This is a genomic window from Microbacterium sp. Se5.02b, assembly GCF_019464375.1.
Lineage (GTDB): Bacteria > Actinomycetota > Actinomycetes > Actinomycetales > Microbacteriaceae > Microbacterium.
On the sequence record NZ_CP080491.1, the window covers coordinates 754,630 to 776,943 of the forward strand.

21 protein-coding genes, 3 tRNA genes and 4 pseudogenes are annotated in these 22,314 nt (G+C 67.7%); 17 read left to right on the plus strand and 11 right to left on the minus strand.

Annotation, left to right across the window (positions count from 1 at the left end; genetic code table 11):
- Window positions 1–337: 337 nt before the first annotated feature.
- Complete coding sequence (locus tag K1X59_RS03765; RefSeq protein ID WP_062635491.1) at window positions 338–532, minus strand: AlpA family transcriptional regulator; 195 nt, start codon at window positions 530–532, stop codon at window positions 338–340.
- An 86-nt stretch (window positions 533–618) separates the two neighbouring features.
- Here K1X59_RS03765 and K1X59_RS03770 point away from each other — a divergent pair, with 86 nt between their 5' ends.
- The 3 genes from K1X59_RS03770 (at window position 619) to K1X59_RS03780 (ending at window position 3,548) form a co-directional block, all read left to right on the plus strand.
- A complete protein-coding gene (locus K1X59_RS03770) occupies window positions 619–1,365 on the plus strand; it encodes a helix-turn-helix domain-containing protein (RefSeq protein ID WP_082802894.1) in 747 nt (248 codons plus the stop codon).
- A 14-nt stretch (window positions 1,366–1,379) separates the two neighbouring features.
- Window positions 1,380–2,510, plus strand: coding sequence for a tyrosine recombinase XerC (gene xerC / locus K1X59_RS03775; protein ID WP_062635495.1), 1,131 nt, complete (start codon window positions 1,380–1,382; stop codon window positions 2,508–2,510).
- Window positions 2,511–2,600: 90 nt separating this feature from the next.
- Window positions 2,601–3,548, plus strand: coding sequence for a hypothetical protein (locus K1X59_RS03780; protein ID WP_183151872.1), 948 nt, complete (start codon window positions 2,601–2,603; stop codon window positions 3,546–3,548).
- A gap of 168 nt (window positions 3,549–3,716) precedes the next feature.
- Here the strand turns inward: K1X59_RS03780 and K1X59_RS03785 are convergent.
- The 3 genes from K1X59_RS03785 to K1X59_RS03795 all read right to left on the minus strand — a co-directional run bounded on the left by K1X59_RS03785 (window position 3,717) and on the right by K1X59_RS03795 (window position 4,034).
- A tRNA-Phe gene (locus K1X59_RS03785) sits at window positions 3,717–3,789 on the minus strand.
- 69 nt (window positions 3,790–3,858) lie between these two features.
- Window positions 3,859–3,932: transfer RNA gene (locus tag K1X59_RS03790), tRNA-Asp, on the minus strand.
- A gap of 29 nt (window positions 3,933–3,961) precedes the next feature.
- Window positions 3,962–4,034, minus strand: a tRNA-Glu gene (locus tag K1X59_RS03795).
- Between the two features lie 211 nt (window positions 4,035–4,245).
- Here K1X59_RS03795 and K1X59_RS03800 point away from each other — a divergent pair.
- Window positions 4,246–5,622 carry a M23 family metallopeptidase gene (locus K1X59_RS03800; protein WP_220173944.1) on the plus strand — a complete coding sequence of 459 codons (1,377 nt, stop codon included), beginning with the start codon at window positions 4,246–4,248 and terminating at the stop codon, window positions 5,620–5,622.
- Between the two features lie 75 nt (window positions 5,623–5,697).
- On the opposite strand, the gene K1X59_RS03805 is transcribed toward K1X59_RS03800, so the two are convergent.
- Both K1X59_RS03805 and K1X59_RS03810 read right to left on the minus strand, forming a co-directional pair.
- A complete protein-coding gene (locus tag K1X59_RS03805) occupies window positions 5,698–6,189 on the minus strand; it encodes an inorganic diphosphatase (RefSeq protein WP_046014122.1) in 492 nt (163 codons plus the stop codon).
- Window positions 6,190–6,271: 82 nt separating this feature from the next.
- Window positions 6,272–6,937, minus strand: a complete 666-nt coding sequence (locus K1X59_RS03810) for a TMEM175 family protein (protein WP_183151873.1) — start codon at window positions 6,935–6,937, stop codon at window positions 6,272–6,274.
- 70 nt (window positions 6,938–7,007) lie between these two features.
- Here K1X59_RS03810 and tilS point away from each other — a divergent pair, with 70 nt between their 5' ends.
- A complete protein-coding gene (gene tilS / locus K1X59_RS03815) occupies window positions 7,008–8,009 on the plus strand; it encodes a tRNA lysidine(34) synthetase TilS (protein ID WP_183151874.1) in 1,002 nt (333 codons plus the stop codon).
- Window positions 8,010–8,057: 48 nt separating this feature from the next.
- Here tilS and K1X59_RS03820 read toward each other — a convergent pair whose 3' ends face one another.
- Window positions 8,058–8,648 carry a DUF937 domain-containing protein gene (locus K1X59_RS03820; RefSeq protein ID WP_183151875.1) on the minus strand — a complete coding sequence of 197 codons (591 nt, stop codon included), beginning with the start codon at window positions 8,646–8,648 and terminating at the stop codon, window positions 8,058–8,060.
- 125 nt (window positions 8,649–8,773) lie between these two features.
- On the opposite strand from K1X59_RS03820, the gene hpt reads away from it, so the two are divergent.
- The 10 genes and pseudogenes from hpt (at window position 8,774) to K1X59_RS03870 (ending at window position 17,358) form a co-directional block, all read left to right on the plus strand.
- Window positions 8,774–9,325, plus strand: coding sequence for a hypoxanthine phosphoribosyltransferase (gene hpt / locus K1X59_RS03825; protein WP_183151876.1), 552 nt, complete (start codon window positions 8,774–8,776; stop codon window positions 9,323–9,325).
- A 71-nt stretch (window positions 9,326–9,396) separates the two neighbouring features.
- Window positions 9,397–11,397, plus strand: a complete 2,001-nt coding sequence (gene ftsH / locus K1X59_RS03830) for an ATP-dependent zinc metalloprotease FtsH (RefSeq protein WP_183151877.1) — start codon at window positions 9,397–9,399, stop codon at window positions 11,395–11,397.
- A gap of 1 nt (window position 11,398) precedes the next feature.
- Window positions 11,399–12,007, plus strand: coding sequence for a GTP cyclohydrolase I (gene folE, locus K1X59_RS03835; protein ID WP_183151878.1), 609 nt, complete (start codon window positions 11,399–11,401; stop codon window positions 12,005–12,007).
- Window positions 12,004–12,812: pseudogene (folP, locus tag K1X59_RS03840) on the plus strand (dihydropteroate synthase). The gene folE and the pseudogene folP overlap by 4 nt, the downstream one beginning before the upstream one ends.
- A gap of 44 nt (window positions 12,813–12,856) precedes the next feature.
- On the plus strand, window positions 12,857–13,252 hold the full coding sequence (gene folB, locus K1X59_RS03845) for a dihydroneopterin aldolase (protein ID WP_183151879.1): 396 nt from the start codon (window positions 12,857–12,859) through the stop codon (window positions 13,250–13,252).
- Window positions 13,249–13,790: pseudogene (folK, locus tag K1X59_RS03850) on the plus strand (2-amino-4-hydroxy-6-hydroxymethyldihydropteridine diphosphokinase). The gene folB and the pseudogene folK overlap by 4 nt, the downstream one beginning before the upstream one ends.
- The gene (locus tag K1X59_RS03855) at window positions 13,787–14,269 is read left to right on the plus strand and encodes a DUF3180 domain-containing protein (protein ID WP_220173945.1); all 483 of its coding nucleotides are present in this window, start codon (window positions 13,787–13,789) and stop codon (window positions 14,267–14,269) included. Before folK ends, K1X59_RS03855 begins: the two are co-directional and overlap by 4 nt.
- Window positions 14,220–14,801 carry a PH domain-containing protein gene (locus K1X59_RS03860; protein WP_183151880.1) on the plus strand — a complete coding sequence of 194 codons (582 nt, stop codon included), beginning with the start codon at window positions 14,220–14,222 and terminating at the stop codon, window positions 14,799–14,801. Before K1X59_RS03855 ends, K1X59_RS03860 begins: the two co-directional genes overlap by 50 nt.
- Complete coding sequence (locus K1X59_RS03865) at window positions 14,798–16,663, plus strand: PH domain-containing protein (RefSeq protein ID WP_258567058.1); 1,866 nt, start codon at window positions 14,798–14,800, stop codon at window positions 16,661–16,663. The genes K1X59_RS03860 and K1X59_RS03865 overlap by 4 nt, the downstream gene beginning before the upstream one ends.
- A gap of 2 nt (window positions 16,664–16,665) precedes the next feature.
- On the plus strand, window positions 16,666–17,358 hold the full coding sequence (locus K1X59_RS03870; RefSeq protein WP_220173946.1) for a DUF2520 domain-containing protein: 693 nt from the start codon (window positions 16,666–16,668) through the stop codon (window positions 17,356–17,358).
- 28 nt (window positions 17,359–17,386) lie between these two features.
- Here K1X59_RS03870 and K1X59_RS20735 read toward each other — a convergent pair whose 3' ends face one another.
- Both K1X59_RS20735 and K1X59_RS20740 read right to left on the minus strand, forming a co-directional pair.
- Window positions 17,387–18,415, minus strand: coding sequence for a DUF2207 domain-containing protein (locus K1X59_RS20735; protein ID WP_258567059.1), 1,029 nt, complete (start codon window positions 18,413–18,415; stop codon window positions 17,387–17,389).
- Window positions 18,301–19,263, minus strand: coding sequence for a DUF2207 domain-containing protein (locus K1X59_RS20740; protein ID WP_258567060.1), 963 nt, complete (start codon window positions 19,261–19,263; stop codon window positions 18,301–18,303). The genes K1X59_RS20735 and K1X59_RS20740 overlap by 115 nt, the downstream gene beginning before the upstream one ends.
- A gap of 80 nt (window positions 19,264–19,343) precedes the next feature.
- On the opposite strand from K1X59_RS20740, the gene lysS reads away from it, so the two are divergent.
- On the plus strand, window positions 19,344–20,876 hold the full coding sequence (gene lysS / locus K1X59_RS03880) for a lysine--tRNA ligase (protein WP_183151882.1): 1,533 nt from the start codon (window positions 19,344–19,346) through the stop codon (window positions 20,874–20,876).
- 14 nt (window positions 20,877–20,890) lie between these two features.
- Here lysS and K1X59_RS22720 read toward each other — a convergent pair.
- Window positions 20,891–21,424, minus strand: a pseudogene (locus tag K1X59_RS22720) (DUF4192 family protein); the annotation flags it as partial.
- 257 nt (window positions 21,425–21,681) lie between these two features.
- Window positions 21,682–22,008, minus strand: a pseudogene (locus tag K1X59_RS22725) (DUF4192 family protein); the annotation flags it as partial.
- 112 nt (window positions 22,009–22,120) lie between these two features.
- Between K1X59_RS22725 and K1X59_RS03890 the strand changes: the two are divergent.
- Window positions 22,121–22,294, plus strand: coding sequence for a hypothetical protein (locus K1X59_RS03890; protein ID WP_183151883.1), 174 nt, complete (start codon window positions 22,121–22,123; stop codon window positions 22,292–22,294).
- Window positions 22,295–22,314: the final 20 nt, after the last annotated feature.

Consider the following 22,314-nt stretch of genomic DNA (forward strand, 5'->3'; position numbering starts at 1 on the left):
CCTTCGTATCCGCGCCTGCACCCTGCCGTGCGCGTGTTGAGCACCAGCAGGCCGCTTCGGGGGCGAGGCAAGAGCAGGCACGCTCCCGGGAGCCGAGGAAGATCGGTAGTGCGGAAGTCACCCCCGCACTTCTCCTGCGCGGACTGCACCTATTTCGCCTCCGAGGTGCCAATAGAGAAGTGATGGGGTTCCGTCCGCATCTCCGCTCCCGTGCGCGGGTTATCTAGGCGACGGCGGGGCGCGCCACGTGCGGAACACCACGCGGAACGTGTCGGTCCCGACAGTTGCCTCGAAGTTCCGCACGGTTTCCGCGCGCAATGGGTCCGGCGAGGACGCATCACATCGCCGGCTCGAGCTGCTCCTCGATCCAACGGTCGACATCGGCCTGACGCCAGCGAACAGCGGCGCCGATCTTCACGGCCCGGGGGAGCGGCTCACCGAGCGACCGCTTGCGGTAGATAGTCGACACAGACATGCCGGTCTGGGCGGAGAGATCGTGAACGTCGAGGAGGGTGTTCGTCGTCTGTGTCATGCGGAGTCCTTTGATAGCGAGTACCAGAAATTTGTAACTTGTGAGGTACCGTAACACAAGCTACATGATTCTGGTAACTTGTAAGCATGGAATCAATGGCATACGCGGAAGCGGTGGGCGGATTTCTTGCCGCCTACCGGCGGCGGCACGGGATTACCCTTGAGGCGATCGCGACCGTTGGACGCGATTACGGAGCAACGTGGAGCCTGTCTAGCGTCCAGGCGATTGAGCGGGGCAAGGCTGCGCCGACGGTTCCGACGCTTCTCACGCTCGCACTCGCACTTGGAAAGCTCTCTGGTGAGCCGCTTCGACTCGCCGACCTTCTTGGGGCTGCGGAGTTGCTGGAACGGCCGTACGAGCTCCGTGAGGATCAGCCCGTGCGGCGGGAGTGGGTCAACCGCGTACTGTCGGGCGCACCGATCGCGCTCGAGGATGGCGACTATGCGCACGTGGGCGCCGCGCCGATAGGTGGGGATCACGAGTGGGACGAGGAACTCGAGATGGCGGCCCTTGAGCATATGAGGGTGCACGGCAGGAAGTCCGAGTCGTATGACCAGGTGGATGCACAGTGGGGGGCCATGACGGAGGTGCCCGACCGTGACACGCGTCAGAGCGCTCGTCGGCCTAGTGTGAGCCTTGCAGAGTCTCGGGCGGCAAAGAAGCTTGGGATACGCCCACCTCTGCTTCAGCAGTACGCGGCGCGACTCTGGGGCCATTCCCTTGAAGTCGAGGCCCTGCTCCGTGCCGGCGAGGACAGCACGCCGCAGGCGCGTGGGCGCGTCACGCGTGTGCTCATTGACGAACTCCGCGCATCCACCGACGGTGAAGTCTGATGGCCAGACCTCGAATGGCGATCGGAACCTACGGCACCATCCACGTGGCCGAGGTTCAGCCGGGGAAGTGGCGTGCCCGCACGCGGTATCGTTTCGCGGACGGCAAATCCCGCCAGATCGAGAAGCACGCGCCGAGCAAGGCCAAGGCGACGGCCGCGCTGAGGCATGCGCTGACCACGATCGAGGCCGACCGCGGTGGCGAGCTGAAACCGGCAACGCACCTCCGCGCCCTCGGCCAGAGGTTCTTGGAGTCCCGGCGTGAGTTGGGGCGCTCAGAAGGCACGCTGGAGACCTACGGCTATGCAGTCACCGCTCATATCGCGCCCCGGATCGGCGACCTCTCAGTCGCCGAGGCCACACCTGAACGGCTGCAGAAGTTCCTTAACGCCGTTGAGAAGGAAGCCGGCCCGGGGGCAGCAAAGAACTGCCGATCGGCGCTGAGTGGCATGCTCGGCCTAGCGGTGCGGAACGGGGCTTTGTCGCACAACCCCGTGCGTGAGCTCGAGCGCGTCACCCAAAGGAAGAAGAAGGGCAGCACCGCAATCCCGTTGGACGAACTGCCGATGTTTCTCCAGCGCGTCCGTGAGGACGAGAAGCTCAACGAGTGGGACACGGTGGATCTGATCACGTTCATGCTCGCGTCAGGGTGGCGAGTGGCCGAGGTGTGCGCGCTCGAAGCGAGCGCTATCGACTTCGCCGCCGGCACAGCTTCCGTTGTCGCGCAGAATGTGCGTGTGAAGGGGCGGGGAATTGTGCGGCAGGAGTTCGCGAAGACCGACAAGTCCGCGCGTACCACCCACTTGCCGGAAGCGACCATGCTCCTCCTTCACAAGCGGCACGAGAGGCTGCGCGCCGATACCAACCTCATCTTCCCGACTCCGCTGATGCGCCCTCGCGATCCCTCGAACACGCAGCGGGAGCTTCGAGACCGTCGCGACGGCCTGGGGTACCCGGGATTGTCAACGCACGCGTTCCGAAAGTCGGTAGCCACGATTCTTGACAAGGCTGGACTGTCCGCGACAGAGATCGCCGACTACCTCGGACACGAGAACCCGAGCATGACCCAGGACGTGTACATGAACACCATCAAGGGCTCCACCAAAGCTGCAGGCATCATGGGCCAGAAGCTGGACGGGCTGATCTAATCCGGTGCGAGAAGCAGCCCGGGGCGGAGTGAGGAGAGGGCTTCCGCTCTACCCGATCGTAGTGTCCGTGGCTGCGGATACGATCCATCGATGACTGATGAGCAGCCGCCGGCGCCTGATCCTGCGAGCGGGCTGAATCTTGCGGACGAGCTGAACCGTGACTTCTATTCGCATTCACCATCGCAGTACCTGCGAACTCGAATCGCGTTGCTCGTCGCCCTCGGCGACGCCGATGCCGCCTTGCATCCCGCGCTCGTTGGAGGTGTCCGTGCGTGGGGTATGGGCGTCGAGCTAGAGGTGCCACTAGACGACGAAGAGATCGACGGATTCGCTGTGGTCGAGTCGATCTCGATCATGTACCTCGCGGCGGAGGCACTCCTGCGGTTGTACTTCGCGCACGTGGAACCGGAGCCTTGTCCGCCGCTGAAGCTCTCGTCGTTGACGAGCTTCGCGAAGTTCAAGCAGATGGCGGGCGACTTGTTGACCAGCCCTCCGCGCAATGAGCTATTGCGCGAGGTATTCCGCGGCAGGCTCGATGCGCCTGCTGAGGTATCCGCGGAGGCATGGACAGAGGACGCTGACGTCCTTCGATTTCTCTTGACTCGGGCAGCCGCGCTGCTCGCCCGCGAGGCTAACGTGTACAACTCGACGAAGCACGGGCTTGCAGTGCAACCTCGGAAATCCGGGCTGCGCCTCGGTAGCGAGGAGGACCCGAATGGCGTGATCGTCGACCACCACGGACCGTCCATCCGGTTCCTCAGCAAGGGTCCTAGCGCCGAAGAGGGGGTGCAACAGTGGCGAGAGACGATCCAGTTCGCGTTCCCTTCCATCAACCTCGCAGTTGCATCCGCTTTCGCCGACGAGATCGACGCGATCCACGCGGTGGCGAAGGCGCGCTTGACTGGTGAACAGGGCTCAGTGACGATTCGTCAGCGAGCGTTGATTGACCACCTTCGTGCCGTGCCCTTCGCTAGCAACTACACGGGGCTTCTATCTCTGGGGATGCATCGAGACTTTGGGGTCAGGATTGGGCGCTAGTTGCGTTCGGGCGACGCTGCTGCCTGAGCCTGATAGTGCGGAGTTTGTGCGGAGTCCACGACTGAAAACCCCAGAGCCTGCCCGGAGGGAGGCAGTCGCTGACGCGGAAAAACCCTGATAAGCGCATAAAAGAACCCCCGCGATGTAGAAGCTACGCGAGGGTTCCAGTGGCTCCGACCGGCATCGATCCGGTGACCTTTCGATTTTCAGTCGAACGCTCTACCAACTGAGCTACAGAGCCGCGCGACCGGCGAACCTGTCGCGTCCTAGACGAAGAGCCCTCTCCGAAGAAAGAGCTCATCGCACGGAGCGACCCTGACGGGACTTGAACCCGCGACCTCCGCCGTGACAGGGCGGCACGCTAACCAACTGCGCTACAGGGCCATACTTGTTTTCAATTGTATCGGAAGGTGTGACCCCAACGGGATTCGAACCCGTGCTACCGCCGTGAAAGGGCGGCGTCCTAGGCCGCTAAACGATGGGGCCGAGTCAGTCCCGGGGGACTTCCTTGCCGACGCTCAAGCATAAGGGATGATCCGAGCAAATCGCGAATCGAGGGCGCGGCGTCTTCCCCCGGGCGTGTTTCGGGAGGACGATGGGTGCATGTGGGCGTCGCCGTATCCGCTCTCCCCGGCTCTGGTGCGGATGTGAAAGTTGTTGTTAGTGTGGCATTTGTGAAACCGGCGGAAGGGGCCGTGTGAACGACCACCAGAAAGCTCTGGACGCTGCGGTTGCCGCGGCCTCAGACGATTGCGGCTGCGCACCCAGCCCGTCCGAACAGCGCGCGTTCGGCAAAGAGGGCTTCAGCCGTCGCGGGGCCCTCGGGCTCGGCGTGCTCGGTGTCGTCGCGCTCAGCGCCTTCGGCATCTCCAACGGGGTCTCCGCCGCCTATGCCGCCACGTACCCGAGCTGGGACGACGTGCAGCGTGCCAAGAACAACGAAGCGGCGAAGTCGGCCGAAGTCACTCGCATCGAGGGGCTCATCCAGTCGCTGACCCAGAAGGTCGCCGAGACGGAGGCCGCTGCGCAGGTCGCCTCGGACGAGTTCTACGAGGCCCAGCAGAAGTACTTCGCCGCAGCCACCGAGGCGGATTCCCTTCAGGCGAAGGCCGACGAACAGGCCGCGAAGGCCGATGACTCGGCGAAGAAGGCCGGCCAGGTCGCGGCGCAGCTGTACCGCAACGGTGGTGACGACACCTCCCTGGAGCTGCTGTTCACCGGCTCAGCCGACAACGCCGACGAGCTCCTCGCGCGCCTCGGCACCATGGACAAGCTGTTCGAGTACAACCAGTCGGTGTACGACGACGCGGTCGCGGCGCGAAACTCCGCGCAGTCTCTCAGCGACCAGGCGGTGCTGGCGCGCGATGAGCGCGACCGGCTACAGAAGATCGCCGAAGAGAAGATGGTCGTGGCTCAGCAGGCTGCGGACGCTGCTCAGGCGGCGCTCGACGAGCAGTCCGAGAACCTCGCCACCATGCAGGCGCAGCTCGCGGCGCTCAAGGACACGACCGCGAAGACCGTCGCCGGGTTCCGGGCAGGCGTCGAGGCCGCTGAGAAGGAGCGACGCGAGCGCGAGGCCCGCGAGGCCGCAGCAGCAGCCGCCGGCAACGGTGGCGGCGGTGGTGGCGGTGGCGGCGGCGGGGGATCCCAGGGCAGCGGCGGCTGGTGCCGTCCGCACGGCGGGGGCAAGAGCTCCGGCTACGGTCCCCGGTCGCAGCAGTGCGGTCCCCAGGGCTGCTCGTCGAGCTTCCACTACGGCACCGACTTCGCCAACGGGTGCGGCGCTGCCATCTATGCCGCTCAGTCCGGCACGGTCGATTACGCGGGCGGCAACGGCGGCTACGGGAACTACATCCGCATCCAGCACGGTGGCGGAATCGGCACCGGCTATGCGCACATCCGCAACGGCGGGATCCTCGTCCGCTCCGGGCAGTGGGTCCGCTCCGGACAGGTCATCGCGTATGCCGGTAACACCGGTCGCTCGTTCGGCTGCCACCTGCACTTCGAGGTGTACGTCAACGGTCAGGCCGTCAACCCGGTGCAGTTCCTGGCGCGACACGGCGTCTCCGCCTGAACATCCGCCTCACGACAGACGAAAGACCCCCGGCCGCTGGTGCGGAGCCGGGGGTCTTCTGCGTGAGCGCGAGGGTCAGTGGCCCTGCTCGCCGAAACGGACGATCGCCTCGTCGAGGATGCGCTGCGCCTCGGCGGCGTTCCCCCACTCGTCGACCTTGACCCACTTGTTGGGCTCGAGGTCCTTGTAGTGCTCGAAGAAGTGCGAGATCTCCTTCTTCGTGTAGTCGGCGATGTCGTCGATGTCCTGGATGTGCGCCCAGCGCGGGTCCTTTGACAGCACGGCGACGAGCTTGTCGTCTCCGCCGGCCTCGTCGCTCATCTTCAGCACCGCGACAGGACGGACCTCGACGACGACGCCCGGGTAGATGGCGTGGTCGAGCAGCACGAGCACGTCGAGCGGGTCGCCGTCCTCACCGAGCGTGTTGTCGAAGTAGCCGTAGTCGGCCGGGTAGCCGAAGGTCGTGTAGAGCACGCGGTCGAGGTGGACTCGCCCGGTCTCGTGGTCGACCTCGTACTTCACGCGGCTGCCGCGCGGGATCTCGATGACGGCGTCGTGTGCGCCCATACGTGTGCTCCTCAGGAAAAGTTCGGTTGGATACCGCCGACCAGCCTACCGTCGGCTTCTTGGCGACCGGGGGTCGGCGCCCTCACGAGGTGGCGTCGGCAGGAGGCGTCGGGATGCCTTTCCCACGTCTGCGCAGGAGGCGATTCAGCAGGCGGCTCATCGGGTCGCTCAGGAGCAGCAGGAGGAGCCCTGCGTAGCCGTTCGGAGAGGCGACGACGGCGATGGCCAGCGCCGCGGTGAACAGGATGATCGACGCGAGGTCTCCGATGGCTCCCAGGCGGATGGTTTCGCTCGACACGGAGCCGAGCTCGGGGTGACGCGCGAGGTACAGCCACCCGGCGAGCGTGGTGACCTGCGTCATGATCAACGTGCCGATGTACACCACAGCCTGCAACGCGTCGGTGTCCATCTGCCCGATCATGGCGGTGGGCACGGGCAGCCACACGATCGTCGCCATCCAGGCGACATTGATCCACAGCAGGGGGCCGGTGACGAACTCCACGTCCCGGTACTGGCGGTGATGTCCCATCCAGAACGTCGCGATGAGGAGGAAGCTCAGACCGAAGCTGAGGAGCTGACCCGAGTGCTCGCCCAGGAATTCCGCGGTGCTCACGTGCGCGGACGCCGCCTCGGAGATGGACTCCATCAGGGGGAGGATGAGCAAGGTCATGGCGATCGCGACGACGGCATCGATGAACGCCTTGAAGCGATCGCTCGGAGTCGGCCTCGTGCGGGGGGTATCGGTCACGGCGTCAGGATAGACCCGAGACGGTATCCGCACACGGCAGCGACAGCGGGCTGTGCCCTACCGTTGTTCTGTGTCGTCACTCGCTCCCGCCGTCGCTGAGGTCCGCCTCGCCGTCCGCACCGCACTCGCCGATCTCCCCGAGGGATCGACGATCGCCGTCGCGCTCTCCGGAGGAGCGGACTCGCTCGCGCTCACCGCCGCCTCCGTCTTCGAGGCCCGTCGTCGGGGGATCCGCATTCTCACCGTGACCGTCGACCACGGACTGCAGGAGGAGTCGTCCCTCGTCGCGAGCAGGGCAGCGGTCGCGGCGGCGACAGCGGGCGTCGATGACGCGCTGCAGACCCGCGTCGAGGTCGACCGGTCGTCCGGCTCGGGAATCGAAGCCGCCGCTCGTGACGCCCGGTACGAGGCACTCGCCGGCGTCGCCCGCGCGGAAGGAGCGTCAGCGGTGCTGCTCGGGCACACGCTCGACGACCAGGCGGAGACCGTGCTGTTGGGGCTTGCCCGAGGGTCGGGCGCGACCAGTCTGCGGGGCATGGCACCCTCGCGCGAGGACGAAGACGGGCTCCGCTGGATCCGCCCGCTGCTCGCCGTGCGTCGCGAGACCACTCGCGCGTTCTGCGCGGCATCCGATCTCGAGTTCTGGGACGACCCCCATAACCTCGACGACCGCTATGCCAGAGTGCGGGTGCGTCAGCGGGTGCTGCCGGTGCTCGAGGCCGAGCTGGGCCCTGGTATCGCCGATGCCCTCGCGCGCACCGCAGAACAACTCAGGGAGGACGCGGAGGCCTTCGACGAGATGATCCACGAGACGATCGAGGACATCGTCGAGCACGCCGAGGCGGGGATCTCGGTCAGCGTCGCCGCGCTCGCCGCGAATCCAGCGGCGCTGCGCAACCGCATCATCCGCCTCGTGGTCGACAGCGAGTTCGGGGTCAGCCTCACGAGGACGCAGACCGTCGAGGTCGCACGCCTGGTGACCGATTGGCGAGGTCAGGGCCCGATCGACCTTCCCGAATGCTCTGCCGTGCGCCGCGGTGGACGCATCGTGTTCACCGCATCCGGCCGCTGAGCAGGACTCGCGGGACGCGGTCGCTTCGCGACCGGATGCGTGTGCGCCCTACTTCTTGCCGCCGAAGAGGCCGCCGAGGATGCCGCCGAGGTCGATGCCTCCGCCTGAGCTGCTGCTGCCTCCGCCCAGCAGGCCGCCGATGACGTCGCCGATGCCGCCGGAGGAGCCGCCGTTGCCGCCGCCGAGGATGCCGCCGATCACGTCGCCGATGCCGCCGGAGCTCTCGCCTCCGGTCTCCGCCTTCGACGTCTTGTCCTTGCTGGCGTTCGCGATGAGCCCCATCACGATGGGGGCGAGGATCGGGAGGAGCTTGCCGAAGTCGATGCCGGGGGTCGCCTTGGACTCGGTGAGCTCCTTCGTGACCTGCTTCTCCTTCGAGCCGAGGATGTGCGCGACGATCTTGCCGCCGTCGGCCTGATCGATGTCGTCGACCTTCGCGGCGCCGGTGGTGCCTGAGTGCTTCTTCAGGGCGTTCTGGATCGCGGCCGACCCCTCCTCGGTCTCCGCGTTCTTCGCGAGCCCGCCGAGCAGAACGGCGCCGCCCTGCTCGACCGCGACCTTCGCCTCGTCCCGCGAGACACCGAGCTTCTCCGCGATGTCGTCGATCGGCACCTGCGCGAGGATGTCGTCAAGAGCCATGGTGAATCCTTCCGTCCGGGGCGTCCGCCCGCATCTCCCGCTCAGAGTAGTGCGGATGGTCGGCGTTGGGGAGATATCCGCGGCCCTGCGTCGAAGCACGCGGCGACGTCGCCTAAAATCGATCCATGCGCGCCGCGGAGATCCAGGACGACCTTGCACAGATCCTCGTCACAGAGGAGGAGATCCTCGCCAAGCTCGATGAGTTGGCGGCGCAGGTCGCCGAGGACTACGCCGGCAAGGACCTCGTGCTCGTCGGCGTGCTCAAGGGCGCCGTCATGGTCATGGCCGACTTCGCACGGGCCCTGCCGTTCCACGCACCCATGGACTGGATGGCCGTGTCGAGCTACGGAGCGAGCACCAAATCCAGCGGCGTCGTGCAGATCAGGAAGGACCTCGACACCGACCTCAACGGCAAGCACGTCCTGATCGTCGAGGACATCATCGACTCCGGCCTCACGCTCAGCTGGCTGCTCGAGAACTTCGGGTCGCGCGGCGCGGAATCGATCGAGGTGCTGGCGCTGCTGCGCAAGCCGGAGGCGGCGAAGGTCGTCATCGACTGCAAGTACGTGGGCTTCGACATCCCCACGGACTTCGTCGTCGGATACGGCCTCGACTACGACGAGCGCTACCGCAACCTGCGCGACGTCGCGGTGCTCGCGCCGCACGTGTACTCCTGACCGCCGACGCGCTACGCCGTGGGTGAACGCACAGCGACCCCCTAGGACGCGCGCGATACGCTGATCCGATCATGGATGTGAAGAAGCTCACCCGGAATCCGCTGATCTACGTCGCGCTGATCGGCGTGCTGCTCTTCGGCGGATTCCTGCTGATCTCGAATCTGGGTGCGCCCGCGCAGATCACCACCCAGGAGGGCCTGAAGCTCCTGGACGGCGAGACGGTCACCAAGGTCGTGAACACGGACGGCGATCAGCGCGTCGACATGACGCTCTCCAAGCCGTTCGAAGGCTCCGAGAACGTGCAGTTCTACTACGTCGACGCCCGCGCAGACGAGGTGGTCAGCGCGATCAACGAGGCCGCACCCAAGGACGGCTTCAACGACGCCGTCCCGCGCGCGACCTGGTTCGACGGCTTCCTCTCGCTCCTGCTCCCGCTCGTGCTGCTGGGCCTCCTCTTCTGGTGGCTCCTCTCGTCGATGCAGGGCGGCGGCGGCAAGGTCATGCAGTTCGGCAAGTCGAAGGCCAAGCTCGTCAACAAGGAGACGCCGACCGTCACCTTCGCCGACGTCGCAGGTGCCGACGAGGCGATCGAAGAGCTCCATGAGATCAAGGAGTTCCTGCAGGACCCCGCGAAGTTCCAGGCGATCGGCGCCCGCATCCCGAAGGGCGTGCTCCTGTACGGCCCTCCGGGAACCGGCAAGACGCTCCTCGCCCGCGCCGTCGCAGGCGAGGCAGGCGCCCCCTTCTATTCGATCTCCGGATCCGACTTCGTCGAGATGTTCGTCGGCGTCGGCGCCTCCCGCGTGCGCGACCTCTTCGGTCAGGCCAAGGAGAACGCCCCTGCCATCATCTTCATCGATGAGATCGACGCCGTCGGTCGCCACCGCGGTGCCGGCATGGGCGGCGGGAATGACGAGCGCGAGCAGACCCTCAACCAGATGCTGGTGGAGATGGACGGCTTCGACCCGAACGCGAACGTCATCGTGATCGCAGCGACCAACCGCCCGGACATCCTCGACCCCGCGCTCCTTCGCCCCGGCCGCTTCGACCGTCAGATCGGCGTCGACGCCCCCGACCTCAAGGGCCGTCAGAAGATCCTCGAAGTGCACAGCAAGGGCAAGCCGCTGTCGAAGAACGTCGACCTCGAGGTCGTCGCCCGCAAGACGCCCGGTTTCACCGGTGCCGACCTGGCGAACGTGCTCAACGAGGCGGCGCTCCTCACCGCGCGCTCGAACGCGCAGCTGGTCGACAACCGTGCCCTCGACGAGGCCATCGACCGTGTGATCGCCGGACCGCAGCGTCGCACCCGTGTGATGCGCGACAAGGAGAAGCTCATCACGGCGTACCACGAGGGCGGCCACGCGCTCGCGGCAGCTGCCATGAACTACACCGACCCCGTGACCAAGATCACGATCCTGCCCCGCGGCAAGGCGCTCGGGTACACGATGGTCCTGCCGCTCGACGACAAGTACTCGGTAACCCGCAACGAGCTCCAGGATCAGCTGACCTACGCGATGGGCGGCCGTGTCGCCGAGGAGATCGTCTTCCACGACCCGACGACCGGCGCGTCGAACGACATCGAGAAGGCGACGTCGATCGCCCGCAAGATGGTGATCGAGTACGGCATGACCACGCAGGTCGGCCCCGTGAAGCTCGGCACCGAGGGCGGCGACATGTTCGTCGCGCGCGACGTGGGACGAGGCCGCGAATACTCCGAGAAGGTCGCCGAGCGGGTGGATGCCGAAGTGCGCGCCCTGATCGAGCAGGCGCACAACGAGGCGTACGAGGTCATCAGCGCGAACCGCGACATCCTCGACAAGCTCGCCCTGGCGCTCCTCGAGGAGGAGACCCTCGACCACAACCAGATCGCCGAGATCTTCACTGAGGTGAAGAAGCTTCCCGAGCGTCCCCTGTGGCTCTCGAGCGAGGACCGTCCGGTGTCGGAGCGCCCCCCGATCGAGGTGCCCAAGAAGGACGTCTCGCTCGCAGCATCCGTCGAGGCTCCGGCCACCGCACCGCGCACGCAGCAGGGTTCGGCGGGAGCCGGGCACCCGCGGCCTGCGACGGCGTGACGTGGCCGTCGACAGGGAACGTGTCGAGCGTCTCACCCGAGAACTGCTCGAGGCGATCGGCGAGGATCCGGATCGCCCGGGGCTGAAGCAGACTCCGTCGAGGATGGCCGAGCTGTACTCGGAGTTCTTCTCCGGGGTGGGGGAGGATGCTGCCGTGCCCCTCGCGCGCACCATCAGCGTCTCACGAGGCCCCGCGCCCGACACCCTCCCGTCCGGCGCTGTGCTGCTGCGGGACATCCGCTTCCGCTCCGTCTGCGAGCACCACCTGCTGCCGTTCGCCGGCCACGCCCACATCGCGTACCTCCCCGGTGAACAGGTCGTGGGACTCGGGGCGCTCGTCCGCGTGGTCGAGATCCTCGCTGCGCGCCCTCAGGTGCAGGAGCGCCTCGGCGAGCAGATCGCCGACACGCTCGCGGAGCACCTCGACACGCGCGGCGTCCTCGTGGTGCTCGACGCCAGCCACGGCTGCGTCACGATGCGCGGCGGTCGGCAGCCCGAGGCTTCGACCCTCACGATCGCCGCACGCGGTGAGTACACCGACCCCGCCGCCAGGGCAGAGCTCATCACGCTGATCGGTGCGTCGGCGCTCACCGGAAGCGCGCACGGATGACGGCCATCTGGGGCATCGTCAACGTGACGCCGGATTCCTTCAGTGACGGCGGGCGCTACCTCGACGTCGACAGTGCCGTCGCTCACGGCCTGCGGCTGCGTGCAGAGGGCGCAGACGTTCTCGACATCGGCGGGGAATCGACCAGACCCGGCGCAGACCGTGTCGGCGACGAGGTCGAGCAGCAGCGGGTGCTCCCTGTGATCGAACGTCTCGTCGCCGCGGGCGCGCCCGTGAGCATCGACACGCTCAGCGCCGGCACGGCTGCCGCGGCCGTGCGGGCGGGAGCCAGGATCGTCAACGATGTGTCCGGGGACTGGCCGATCCGGAGATGCTTGCGGCCGTGGCCGAGTCGGGCGCGGACTTCGCCATCGGCCACTGGCGCGGGTTCTCCGCCGACATGTACGCGAATGCCGAGTATCGTCGCGTCGCACGCGAGGTCGCGGGCGAGCTTCACGAGCGCATGGGCGAGGCGGCAGCGGCTGGGATCGCTCCGTCTCGTCTGATCGTCGATCCCGGTGTCGGGTTCGCGAAAGCGGGGTCCCAGAACTGGGATGTGCTGCGCGGGCTCGATGAGATCGTCGCCCTCGGTCCCCGTGTTCTCGTCGGCACGTCCCGCAAGCGCTTTCTGGCAGAGACCCTGCGGCAGGGCGCAGGAGCGGGGGACGAGGTGTCGGAGTCGCGGCGCGACCTCGCGACCGCAGTGACGAGCGCGCTCGCCATGCGTGCCGGAGCATGGGCCGTCCGGGTGCATGACGTCGCTGCCACGCGGGATGCGCTCGCGATCGCGCGCGCCTGGGCCGGCTGAAACCGCACCCCGCCGAGAGCGCGCGTCCCCCGTACGCTAGACACATGGATTCCCTCGATGAGATCGTCCTCACCGGTCTGACCGTCTTCGGCCACCACGGCGTGTACGCGAACGAGCGCGAAGAGGGGCAGGAGTTCACGGTCGACCTCCGATTGAGCCTGTCACTCGAGCAGGCCGCGGCGACCGACGACGTGGGCGACACGGTGCACTACGGAGAACTGGCCGAGAAGGTGGCCGCTGTCGTGGCCGGTGAACCGGTGAACCTGATCGAGACGCTCGCAGAGCGGATCGCCGAGGTGGCGCTGGCGGATGCTCGGGTGCAGAACGTGTCTGTGACCGTCCACAAACCGCACGCCCCCATCGCCGTGAGTTTCGCCGACGTCTCCGTCACGGTGCGCCGCAGCCGCGCCTTCGAGGCGCTGGAGGACATCACCGTATGAGTCGTAACCTCGCGAACCCGCTCGATCGTCCTGTCCCTGCGCAACGGCAGCCCGAGACCGAGGCTGTCGTCGCGCTCGGCGCGAACCTCGGCGACCGCCAGGCGACGATCGAGACGGCAGCAGCGCGGATCGCCCGGCTGCCGTTGGTCAGCGAGGTGCGACTGTCGCGACTCTTCGAGACCGTCGCCCTCACGCTCGACGGTCCCGATCCCGAGGCACCGGGCTACGTGAACGCGGTCGCCCTGGTCACGACCAGGCTCGCCCCGAGATCCTCCTCGGAATGCTGCACGCCATCGAGGAGGAGAACGGCAGGGAGCGCCGGGAGGTGTGGGGCGACCGCACCCTCGACCTCGACCTCATCGCCTACGGCGACGTCATCTCGGACGAGCCGCGTCTGCGCCTGCCGCACCCGCGCGCCGGGGAGCGTCTGTTCGTGCTGGAGCCCTGGCTGGACGTCGACCCCGAGGCCGAGCTCCTCGGGCAGGGGAAGGTGGCGGATCTCGCGGCCGGTCTGCGCGCACGGGACGACGAGAGATGAGGCGCACCTCCGCCGGGGTCCTCATCGTGCTTGCACTGCTCGCTGCGGGTGCCGGCTTCCTCCTCGATCACATGCTGACCGCGACGGGCCGCGTCACCTTCACTCCCTCGCTCTTCCTGCCGGTGCTCCTGGTCCTGATCGCCGCAGCATCGGTGGGTGTCGCCTGGCCGGTGCGTCGCAGCGTGCGATCGGGCATCCGCATCGACCCGTTCCGGGCGCTCAGGGCGGCGACCCTCGCGAGGGCCTCGAGCCTGCTGGGCGCCATCATGGCGGGGTTCGGTGCCGGGCTGCTGGTCTTCCTGCTGTCCCGGCCGGTCGATCCACAGGTAGGGTCGACTGTGGCCATGCTGGCCCTCATCGGGAGCGCGATCGTCCTCGTGATCGCCGCACTCGTCGCCGAACAGTTCTGCACCCTGCCGAAGGATCCTGATGACTCAGAACCCAGAGACCGCGCCCCTGAACCCGGCGGAGGGCACTGACCTCGACGCGCTCGATCGGGGCACCTATTCGGAACTGCGCACCGCACGCAATGAAGCACGCCTCGAGCTCGACGGCACCTGGCACCAGATCTCGCCGCGGTACGTCGTGTCGCAGGTGCTGCAGAACGTGATCTTCCTCGTCTTCGTCGCGGCCGTCGCCGTGGTCCTGAGCCTCGTGCTCGACCAGCAGTGGGTGTGGATCCCCGCCGGCATCATCCTCGTCATCACGCTGTTCGCGCTCATCATCCTCCCCCGTCAGGCCAAGGCGATCGGATACATGCTGCGCGCCGACGACATCGTCTTCCGCAAGGGCATCCTGTGGCAGCGCATGATCGCCGTGCCCTACGGCCGCATGCAGCTCGTGGACATCACGCAGGGTCCGCTCGACCGCGGCTTCGGGATCGCCCAGCTCAAGATGGTGACGGCCGCTGCGACGACCGGTGTGCAGATCCCCGGGCTCACCCAGCAGGCCGCGGAGGCATTGCGCGACACGCTGATCCAGGTCGCCGAGACTCGCCGGACAGGCCTGTGAGCGAGCCGCAGCTTCCGCCCACCGCGCCCGTGCAGGAAGCCACCGTGCCGTCGACGAGCATGGCGAACGGCGAGTGGCACCGCATGCACCCGCTCACGCCGCTCTTCAAGGGCGGCCTGGCGCTGATCATCATCGCGGGCATCGTGATCGCGAACATGCGCGACCGTCTCATCGCGTGGGCCGTGGGCATCTTCACCCCGGAAGAGGCTCATTACGGCGACTACACGGGCGGCGATCCCGTCGACTGGGTGCTCTCGAACAACCTGATCCTGGTCGCACTGCTCGTCGTGCTGGGACTCGTCGTCGTCCTCGTCCTCATCTTCTGGTTCGTCTGGCGCTTCCAGCAGTTCAGGATCACCGGCGACCATGTGGAGGTCCGCAAGGGGATTATCTTCCGCTCGCACCGTCGCGCGCCGCTCGACCGGGTTCAGGGCGTGAACCTGACGCGTCCGTTCCCTGCTCGCATCATCGGGCTCGCGAAGCTGGAGGTGGTCGGAGCCGGCAACGACGCGAACGTCGAGCTGGAGTACCTGGCGACGCCACGAGCCGAGTCGGTCCGTGCCGACATCCTCCGACTCGCTTCCGGGGCGAGGGCAGCACGCGATGCCGCGTTGAACCCCTCGGCGGGCGCACCCGCCCAGACCGCTCCGACCTCCGCTCGTGCCCAGCTCGTCGGGTCGATGAACGACGGTGTCAACGGACTCATCGCGGGCGTCGACCTTGCCGATGTCGTACCAGAGAGCGTCGTGAAGATCCCGACGGGCCGCCTGGTCGGGTCGCAGCTGATCTCGGGACTGTTGTGGTTCGTGTTCTTCGGTGCGATCTTCGCGATTGCGATCGGCAGTGCGCTGATCGGCATGTTCATCGACGGCGATACGGGCGGTGGAGTCGTGCTGCTCGGCCTGGGGCTGGGCATGGGAATCCCGATGGTCGTGGCTGTCGTGGGTATCACCTGGGCGCAGATCTCGAAGTCGCTGCGGTACTCGATCGCCCCCACGCCCGACGGGGTGCGCATCACCTACGGGCTGCTGACGACCGTGACCGAGACGCTTCCGCCCGGACGCATCTTCGCCGTCGAGGTGTCGCAGTCTCTGCTGTGGCGACCGTTCGGCTGGTGGACCATCAAGATCAACCGGATGAGCGGTAAGAGTGCGGCTCAGCAGTCGTCCGGCAGCGGGCAGCAGTTCAACGTGGTGCTGCCGGTCGGCAAACGCGCCGATGTCGAGCGTGTGCTCGCGCTCGTGCTGCCCGACGTGCCGGCCGACAGGATCCCGTCCGTCTGGGATCAGGGAGTCATGGGTCCGATCGAGGACGACCCCTATCGGTCGATGCCGCGGCGTGCCTGGTGGCGACGGCCCTTCTCCTGGAAGCGCCATGGCTACCTGGTCACCGAATTCGGGCTGCTGCTGCGCAGGGGGATCGTATGGCGCAAGCTCGCCGTGTTCCCCCTCGCCCGGCTGCAGGGCGTGTCCTTGAGTCAAGGACCGATCGATCGTGCGCAGCGTGTCTCCGGCGCGCAGGTGCACTCCGTGCCCGGCCCCATCACGGGCTACCTCTCCGGTCTCGAGCGCGCCGACGCGCTGGCGCTCCTCGACGACGTGAGCCGTGCCGCTGCCGAAGCCGCGTCACGGGACACCACCCACCGCTGGAGCCAGCACGCGGTCGCGGCTCCGGTCGCAGGACCCGCGGCGCCGCCCGCCTACGGGGGGCCGCCGCCCGTGTCACCGCCTCCCGCTTTCGTGCCTCCGCTCGCGCCTCCGCCACCGGGAGCGCAGCCGGCACCCTACGCGCCGCCCCCGACGTTCATCGCACCTCCTCCTCCGGCAGCACCTCCTGCTCCTCCTGCTCCTCAGGGCGAGTGAGCATGTCTCGCGACGGGCGTCTGGGCGTCGGGGTCATCGGGGCGGGGCGGGTAGGGCCTGTGATCGGGGCGGCACTCGGAGCGGCTGGGCACGCCGTGGTCGGCATCACCAGCGGATCCGATGACGAACGCGCTTCTGCGGTGCTGCCGGACGTTCCCGTGCTCGACGCGCTGGAGGTCGTCCGCCGGGCGGAGCTCGTGGTCATCGCCGTCCCCACGGACGAGCTGCCTTCGTTGGTCGCCGGGATCGCAGAGGTCGGGGGCTGGCAGGTCGGGCAGCTGGTCTTGCACACCGATCCGGCATACGGCATCGATGTGCTGCGGCCGGCCGCAGAGCGCGGCGCCATCCCGCTCGCCGTCCACCCCGCGATCACGTTCACGGGGACATCGATCGACGTGCGGCAGTTGCAGGCGGCGTTCGCTGCGGTGACGGCCCCGGCCCCGGTGTTGCCGATCGCGCAGGCGCTCGCTGTGGAGATGGGCTGTGAGCCGGTGGTGATCGCCGAGAAGGACCGGCCGGCCTATGCCGACGCCATCGCCACGGCCACGGAGTTCTCCCGATCGATCATCGGACAGTCGACCGCCCGGCTGCGTGAGATCGGCATCGAGAATCCGGGGGGTTACCTCTCGGCTCTGGTGCAGTCGACCGTGGAGCGGGCCCTGCGCGATGCATCCGACCCGCCTCCCCTGACCTGAGGGTGCACCGGAGCTGACCGCGCTCGGGTCACCGCCCGCCGGAGAACCCGCCGCCTCCGCCGCCTCCGGAGAACCCGCCGCCGAACGATCCGCCGGCGCTCGACGACGTGCCGGCCGAGGGTGCCGAGTAGGTCGCGGCCGCGTGAGACGACGCCACGAACGACGCGAGCTGCATCCGAAGGGCGAACGATGCCGGGTCACCGATCCACGTCGCTCCTCGCCCTTCGTGCGTGTAGGCGCGTTCGAGCACTCCGCCCCACTCGTCTTCCATGCCGAACAGGATCGCGTAGGGGAGGAGTCGCTCGTAGACGTGGATGACGTCGGCGGTACCGGCCGTCCGCCGCTCGGCTCCGCTGTACGACTGCAGCATCCGCAGGCGGTCGGCCTCGGCCACGCGGATGAACTCCTGCACGCCCTGCAGATACTCGTACGTGCGGGCTCCCTCGGCAGTGAGCACCGTGTGCTTCGAGAAGGCGTACAGGCTCGACAGGAGCACGAGGAAAGCGACGAACGACATCACCACGAGCGCGGGGATCGCGGAGAGGCGGCCCGTGCTCGCTCCCCAGATCCCGAGCGTCAGCCCGACCGCGGCGATGCCGATCGCGATCCACTGCAGGATGACGGCGCCGCGACTGCGGACCTTTTCCGTGAGACCCCGCGCCGCCGCCTCGGTCGCACCGCTCTGCTCCAGGGCGCTCATCCGCGCGGCGAACGCCTCGTCCTCTGCGGGGAGGTCGATCACGCCTTCCGCGTCGACGTCCACGAAGAGTGCCTCCAGGGCGTCCTGATCGAGTTCATCGAGTGCGGGCGGGGTGGAGAGACGGCGCAGTCGCGGCTGCTCCGCTTCCGCTCCTTCTTCGATGCGCAGGGCGCCGCCCACGGCGAGATGCACGATCTCGGCGGGTACGACATCCTTCGCGCCGCGGATCATGGCTCCGGCGATCAACGGCGGCAGCGAGGCGGGCACGTCGTACTGGGCGACGACGATCCCGGTGGCCTTCCGCCTCCGTCGTGCGAATCCCGCGACCGCGAACCAGCTCCCGACCGAGAGAGCCACAGCACCGCCGGCCGCGACGAGCGGGACGACATCACCGACCGGATCGGGGTGCGGGCAGCGGGCTGCGCGACGGTGCCGGCGTCGAAGCCGATCGCGACCGTCACCCCGTCTCCGGCCGGACGTTCGCCGGATTCGACGCGGAACGTCGCGGTACCGTCGGTCACGGTCGGACCTTGCAGATCGCAGGTCTCCGTCGACCCCGAGGTCCCGGTGTAGCAGCGCGTCGCGCCCGTCAGCGCCGCGGTCATCGCGGCGTCGAACACGACATCGGCCCGGAAACGCTCGATGCCCTGTGTGCTGTCGAGCGGCAGCAGATCCCAGTAGAACTCGTCGACCGCGGGCGTCGTCGCTCCTGCCGCGGGCTTGGTCGCGAGGACGATGTCTCGCATCTCGTACTCGATCACATAGGTGGTGAGGCCCTGCACATAGTCGTCAGTGCCCGTCTGGACGTAGAGAAGCCCGTCCTCCTCGTCGGTCTCGTAGGGGACGGGGGCGCCCTCGTCGTCCGTGACCGCGATGATGCGCGTCTCGAGGCTCGCTCCCTCGTACGACGTGGGAAGGCCGCGGACGATGCCTCTGTTCTGGTCGGTTCCGGGGAATCGGGCGACCAGAGTCTCGGTCACGTGCATCCGCGCGCGGCCGTCCTCATCGAGTCCGACACGGTAGGAGGCGTCCCAGGAGGCGTAGGAGAAGTCGTCCACCTCCGCGGAGACGACGGTGGGGAGACCGCCAGGATTCGACGCCGGTACGACGTCACCCGTCGCGGCTGCGACCGGAGTCGGGGCGGCGATGGCGGCGAAGGCGAGAGCGAATGCAGCGAACGCGCGGAGGATCCGTGTGTGGGCCATTCTTCGAGGCTACCCAGCACGCGCCGGAGAGCGGCACGGCGGCTCGGTAAACTGGGAGGGACTTCCAAGGAGCCCCGCACATGACTGACGCGTCCGCCGCGCCCGAATCGGCCTCGACCGACCCTTCCACCGAAGAGGACGTCCACGAGCAGAAGGCCGTGCGCCTCGCCAAGCGCGAGCGTCTGATCGAGAAGCGCACGGACGCGGCAGGAGGGGCCTTCCCGGTGAGCGTGCCGGTGACCCACACGATCCCGGCGCTCCGTGCCGAGTACGGCGCCCTCGAGGCGGGAGCCGAGACCGGTGTCGTCGTCGGTGTCGCGGGTCGCGTCGTGTTCAGTCGCAACACCGGCAAGCTGTGTTTCGCCACGCTCCAGGCCGGTGACGGCTCGCGCATCCAGGCGATGATCTCGCTGGCGAATGTCGGCGAGGAGTCCCTCGCTGACTGGAAGGAGTACGTCGACCTGGGCGACCACGTCTTCGTGCACGGTGAGGTCATCTCCAGCCGCCGCGGCGAGCTGTCGATCATGGCGGACGGCTGGGAGATCGCGTCCAAGGCGATCCTCCCTCTTCCGAACGCCTACGCAGAGCTCAGCGAGGAAGGGCGCGTGCGCAGCCGCTACCTCGACCTCATCGTCCGGGAGCAGGCGCGTACCACCGTCCGCGCTCGCGCCGCTGTGAACGCGAGCCTGCGGGCCACTTTCACCAGCCACGACTATCTCGAGGTGGAGACACCGATGCTGCAGGTGCAGCACGGCGGTGCCTCTGCGCGCCCGTTCGTCACGCACTCCAACGCCTTCGACACCGAGCTCTACCTGCGAATCGCTCCGGAGCTCTACCTGAAGCGCGCTGTCGTCGGCGGCATCGAGCGCGTGTTCGAGATCAACCGGAACTTCCGCAACGAGGGCGCCGACTCGACTCACAGCCCTGAGTTCGCGATGCTCGAGGCCTATCAGGCGTACGGCGACTACAACCAGATGGCGGCGCTGACCCAGGAGCTCGTGCAGAAGGCGGCGATCGCCGTCTCCGGGTCGACGACCGTGACCTGGGCGGACGGCACCGAGTACGACCTGGGCGGCGAGTGGGATCGCCTCTCGATGTACGAGTCGCTCTCGGCCGCGTCCGGCCGCACGATCACTCCGCAGGACTCGGTCGAGGACCTCATCGCCTTCGCCGAGGCCAATGATGTCGATCTTCCCCCGCAGGCCACTCACGGCAAGCTGGTCGAAGAGCTCTGGGAGCACTTCGTCAAGGGTGATCTGGTCCGACCGACCTTCGTGATGGACTTCCCCGTCGACACGTCGCCTCTCGTGCGCGAACACCGCTCGATCGCCGGCGTCGTGGAGAAGTGGGATCTGTACATCCGCGGTTTCGAGCTGGCCACCGGATACTCCGAGCTCGTCGACCCCGTGATCCAGCGCGAGCGCTTCGTGGAGCAGGCGAAGCTCGCGGCACGGGGCGACGTGGAAGCGATGCCCGTCGATGAGGAGTTCTTGCGGGCTCTCGAACACGGCATGCCGCCGTCGGGCGGGATGGGCATGGGGATCGATCGTCTGCTGATGGCGATCACCGGCCTGGGGATCCGCGAGACCATCCTCTTCCCTCTGGTCAAGTAGGGCTCGGCAGGTCGTCATCCGGCCGAGCCTCGACGGAACGCCCACTCCGGAAGGAGGGCGATGCCGATCATGGTGTCGAGCAGCGCCGCCAGCGAGTATCGGGGGTCGATCTCGCGCACGCGCTCGAGGTAGATGCCGGCATGAGTCGACCGCCCCAGGGCCCAGGACAACCACGCGGCCGCGGTGAGCGGTGCGGGTCGCGACGCCCGTGGTGCCCGCGCGGCCGCCTCTCGGACGACGGAGAGCGCGAGGCGCAGGCGACCCGTGTCGGGAGCGGGGCCTTCACCCAGGAAGACGCGCCCCAGTTCATCGGGCACCATCTCGCCGGATCTGGCGAACGCCATCTGGGCATCGAGAGCGCGTATTCCGCCCGCGAGATCGGTCGCCCACTGTGCGATGGCGACGTCGCGGAGCAGCGGACGCTCCATGCACCACAGCAGCGCCGCCGTCTCGAAGGGGGAAGGCCACCCGGCATCGTCAGCGCCGACTCGAAGAAGGCGGGGATGTCTTCGAGCAGCGCCAGGGCGGCGATCAACTCGGGGTGCTCCCGTCCGGTCAGACGGACCTCGCCCTCCGGGTCGAGCAGCGCGGCGACGTCGAGCAACGCCCTCCCGACCCTCTCTTTCTCCGCCAGATCGACCACCGGGAGTGCGACGCCTGAGGCCTGGTCTCCGGAGACATCGGCGACGGACGACACGTCAGCCGGGGTGCATATCTCGTCGAGACTCCGAAGCTCGGGGATCGCCTCGATGTAGCTGGACCAGCCGGATGGGGTGACGCACAGTGCGTCGATCACCCGGAGACCCGCATCCTCCGCGCAACCGAGCAGCTCTTCCACTGCCACGACGTGCGGGAGGACGAGGCCGTCTCGCGTGGCTTCCGCTTCCCCATCGGTGTACACGACCGCGGCCATGGCGTCGGTGCCCGGGACGCGCGAGAGGAGTCCGACCGCCCCATCGGCGTAGTGGTCGAGGGGTGTTCCCTCGTGCGGGAGGTCGAGCCGCATCGCGCCCTCGGTGCGGGCGCCGCGGAACGGGAGGAGCACGATGCTCCGGTGGGGTGTGAAGCCGGCGAGGGCGGGGACGAGGCCGAGGAACGCGGCGGAATCGGTGGCTCGAAGCACTGTTGTCATCCCGAGAGTGTCACCGAATCGCGTGCCTGTCGGGGAGGAGACGACTCATTGTGGATGCAGATCCTGAGAAGCCGGGAATGTGCATGAAGAGTGGCTCGCGTACGATGGGGTGATGGACAACTTCTGGCTCGCCGTGGCATGGTCGCTCCTGCCGACCATCGGAGTGAGCGTCGTGTTCGTCCTCGTGCTCCGAGGCATCCTCCGCTTCGACCGCACCGAGCGCAAGGTCCATGCGCAGATCGAGGCGGAAGAGCGCGCGGCCCGCGGTCTCCCGCCGCGCGTCTGAGTCCGACCCATCCGCTACTG

Bases quoted from the DNA above. Each gene is read 5' to 3' on its own strand.
- K1X59_RS03765 (WP_062635491.1), bottom strand. From the start codon at position 532: ATGACACAGACGACGAACACCCTCCTCGACGTTCACGATCTCTCCGCC.
- K1X59_RS03770 (WP_082802894.1), top strand. From the start codon at position 619: ATGGAATCAATGGCATACGCGGAAGCGGTGGGCGGATTTCTTGCCGCC.
- xerC (WP_062635495.1), top strand. From the start codon at position 1,380: ATGGCGATCGGAACCTACGGCACCATCCACGTGGCCGAGGTTCAGCCG.
- K1X59_RS03780 (WP_183151872.1), top strand. From the start codon at position 2,601: ATGACTGATGAGCAGCCGCCGGCGCCTGATCCTGCGAGCGGGCTGAAT.
- K1X59_RS03805 (WP_046014122.1), bottom strand. From the start codon at position 6,189: ATGGGCGCACACGACGCCGTCATCGAGATCCCGCGCGGCAGCCGCGTG.
- K1X59_RS03820 (WP_183151875.1), bottom strand. From the start codon at position 8,648: ATGGCTCTTGACGACATCCTCGCGCAGGTGCCGATCGACGACATCGCG.
- hpt (WP_183151876.1), top strand. From the start codon at position 8,774: ATGCGCGCCGCGGAGATCCAGGACGACCTTGCACAGATCCTCGTCACA.
- ftsH (WP_183151877.1), top strand. From the start codon at position 9,397: ATGGATGTGAAGAAGCTCACCCGGAATCCGCTGATCTACGTCGCGCTG.
- folB (WP_183151879.1), top strand. From the start codon at position 12,857: ATGGATTCCCTCGATGAGATCGTCCTCACCGGTCTGACCGTCTTCGGC.
- K1X59_RS03855 (WP_220173945.1), top strand. From the start codon at position 13,787: ATGAGGCGCACCTCCGCCGGGGTCCTCATCGTGCTTGCACTGCTCGCT.
- K1X59_RS03860 (WP_183151880.1), top strand. From the start codon at position 14,220: ATGACTCAGAACCCAGAGACCGCGCCCCTGAACCCGGCGGAGGGCACT.
- K1X59_RS03870 (WP_220173946.1), top strand. From the start codon at position 16,666: ATGTCTCGCGACGGGCGTCTGGGCGTCGGGGTCATCGGGGCGGGGCGG.
- K1X59_RS20740 (WP_258567060.1), bottom strand. From the start codon at position 19,263: ATGGCCCACACACGGATCCTCCGCGCGTTCGCTGCATTCGCTCTCGCC.
- lysS (WP_183151882.1), top strand. From the start codon at position 19,344: ATGACTGACGCGTCCGCCGCGCCCGAATCGGCCTCGACCGACCCTTCC.
- K1X59_RS03890 (WP_183151883.1), top strand. From the start codon at position 22,121: ATGGACAACTTCTGGCTCGCCGTGGCATGGTCGCTCCTGCCGACCATC.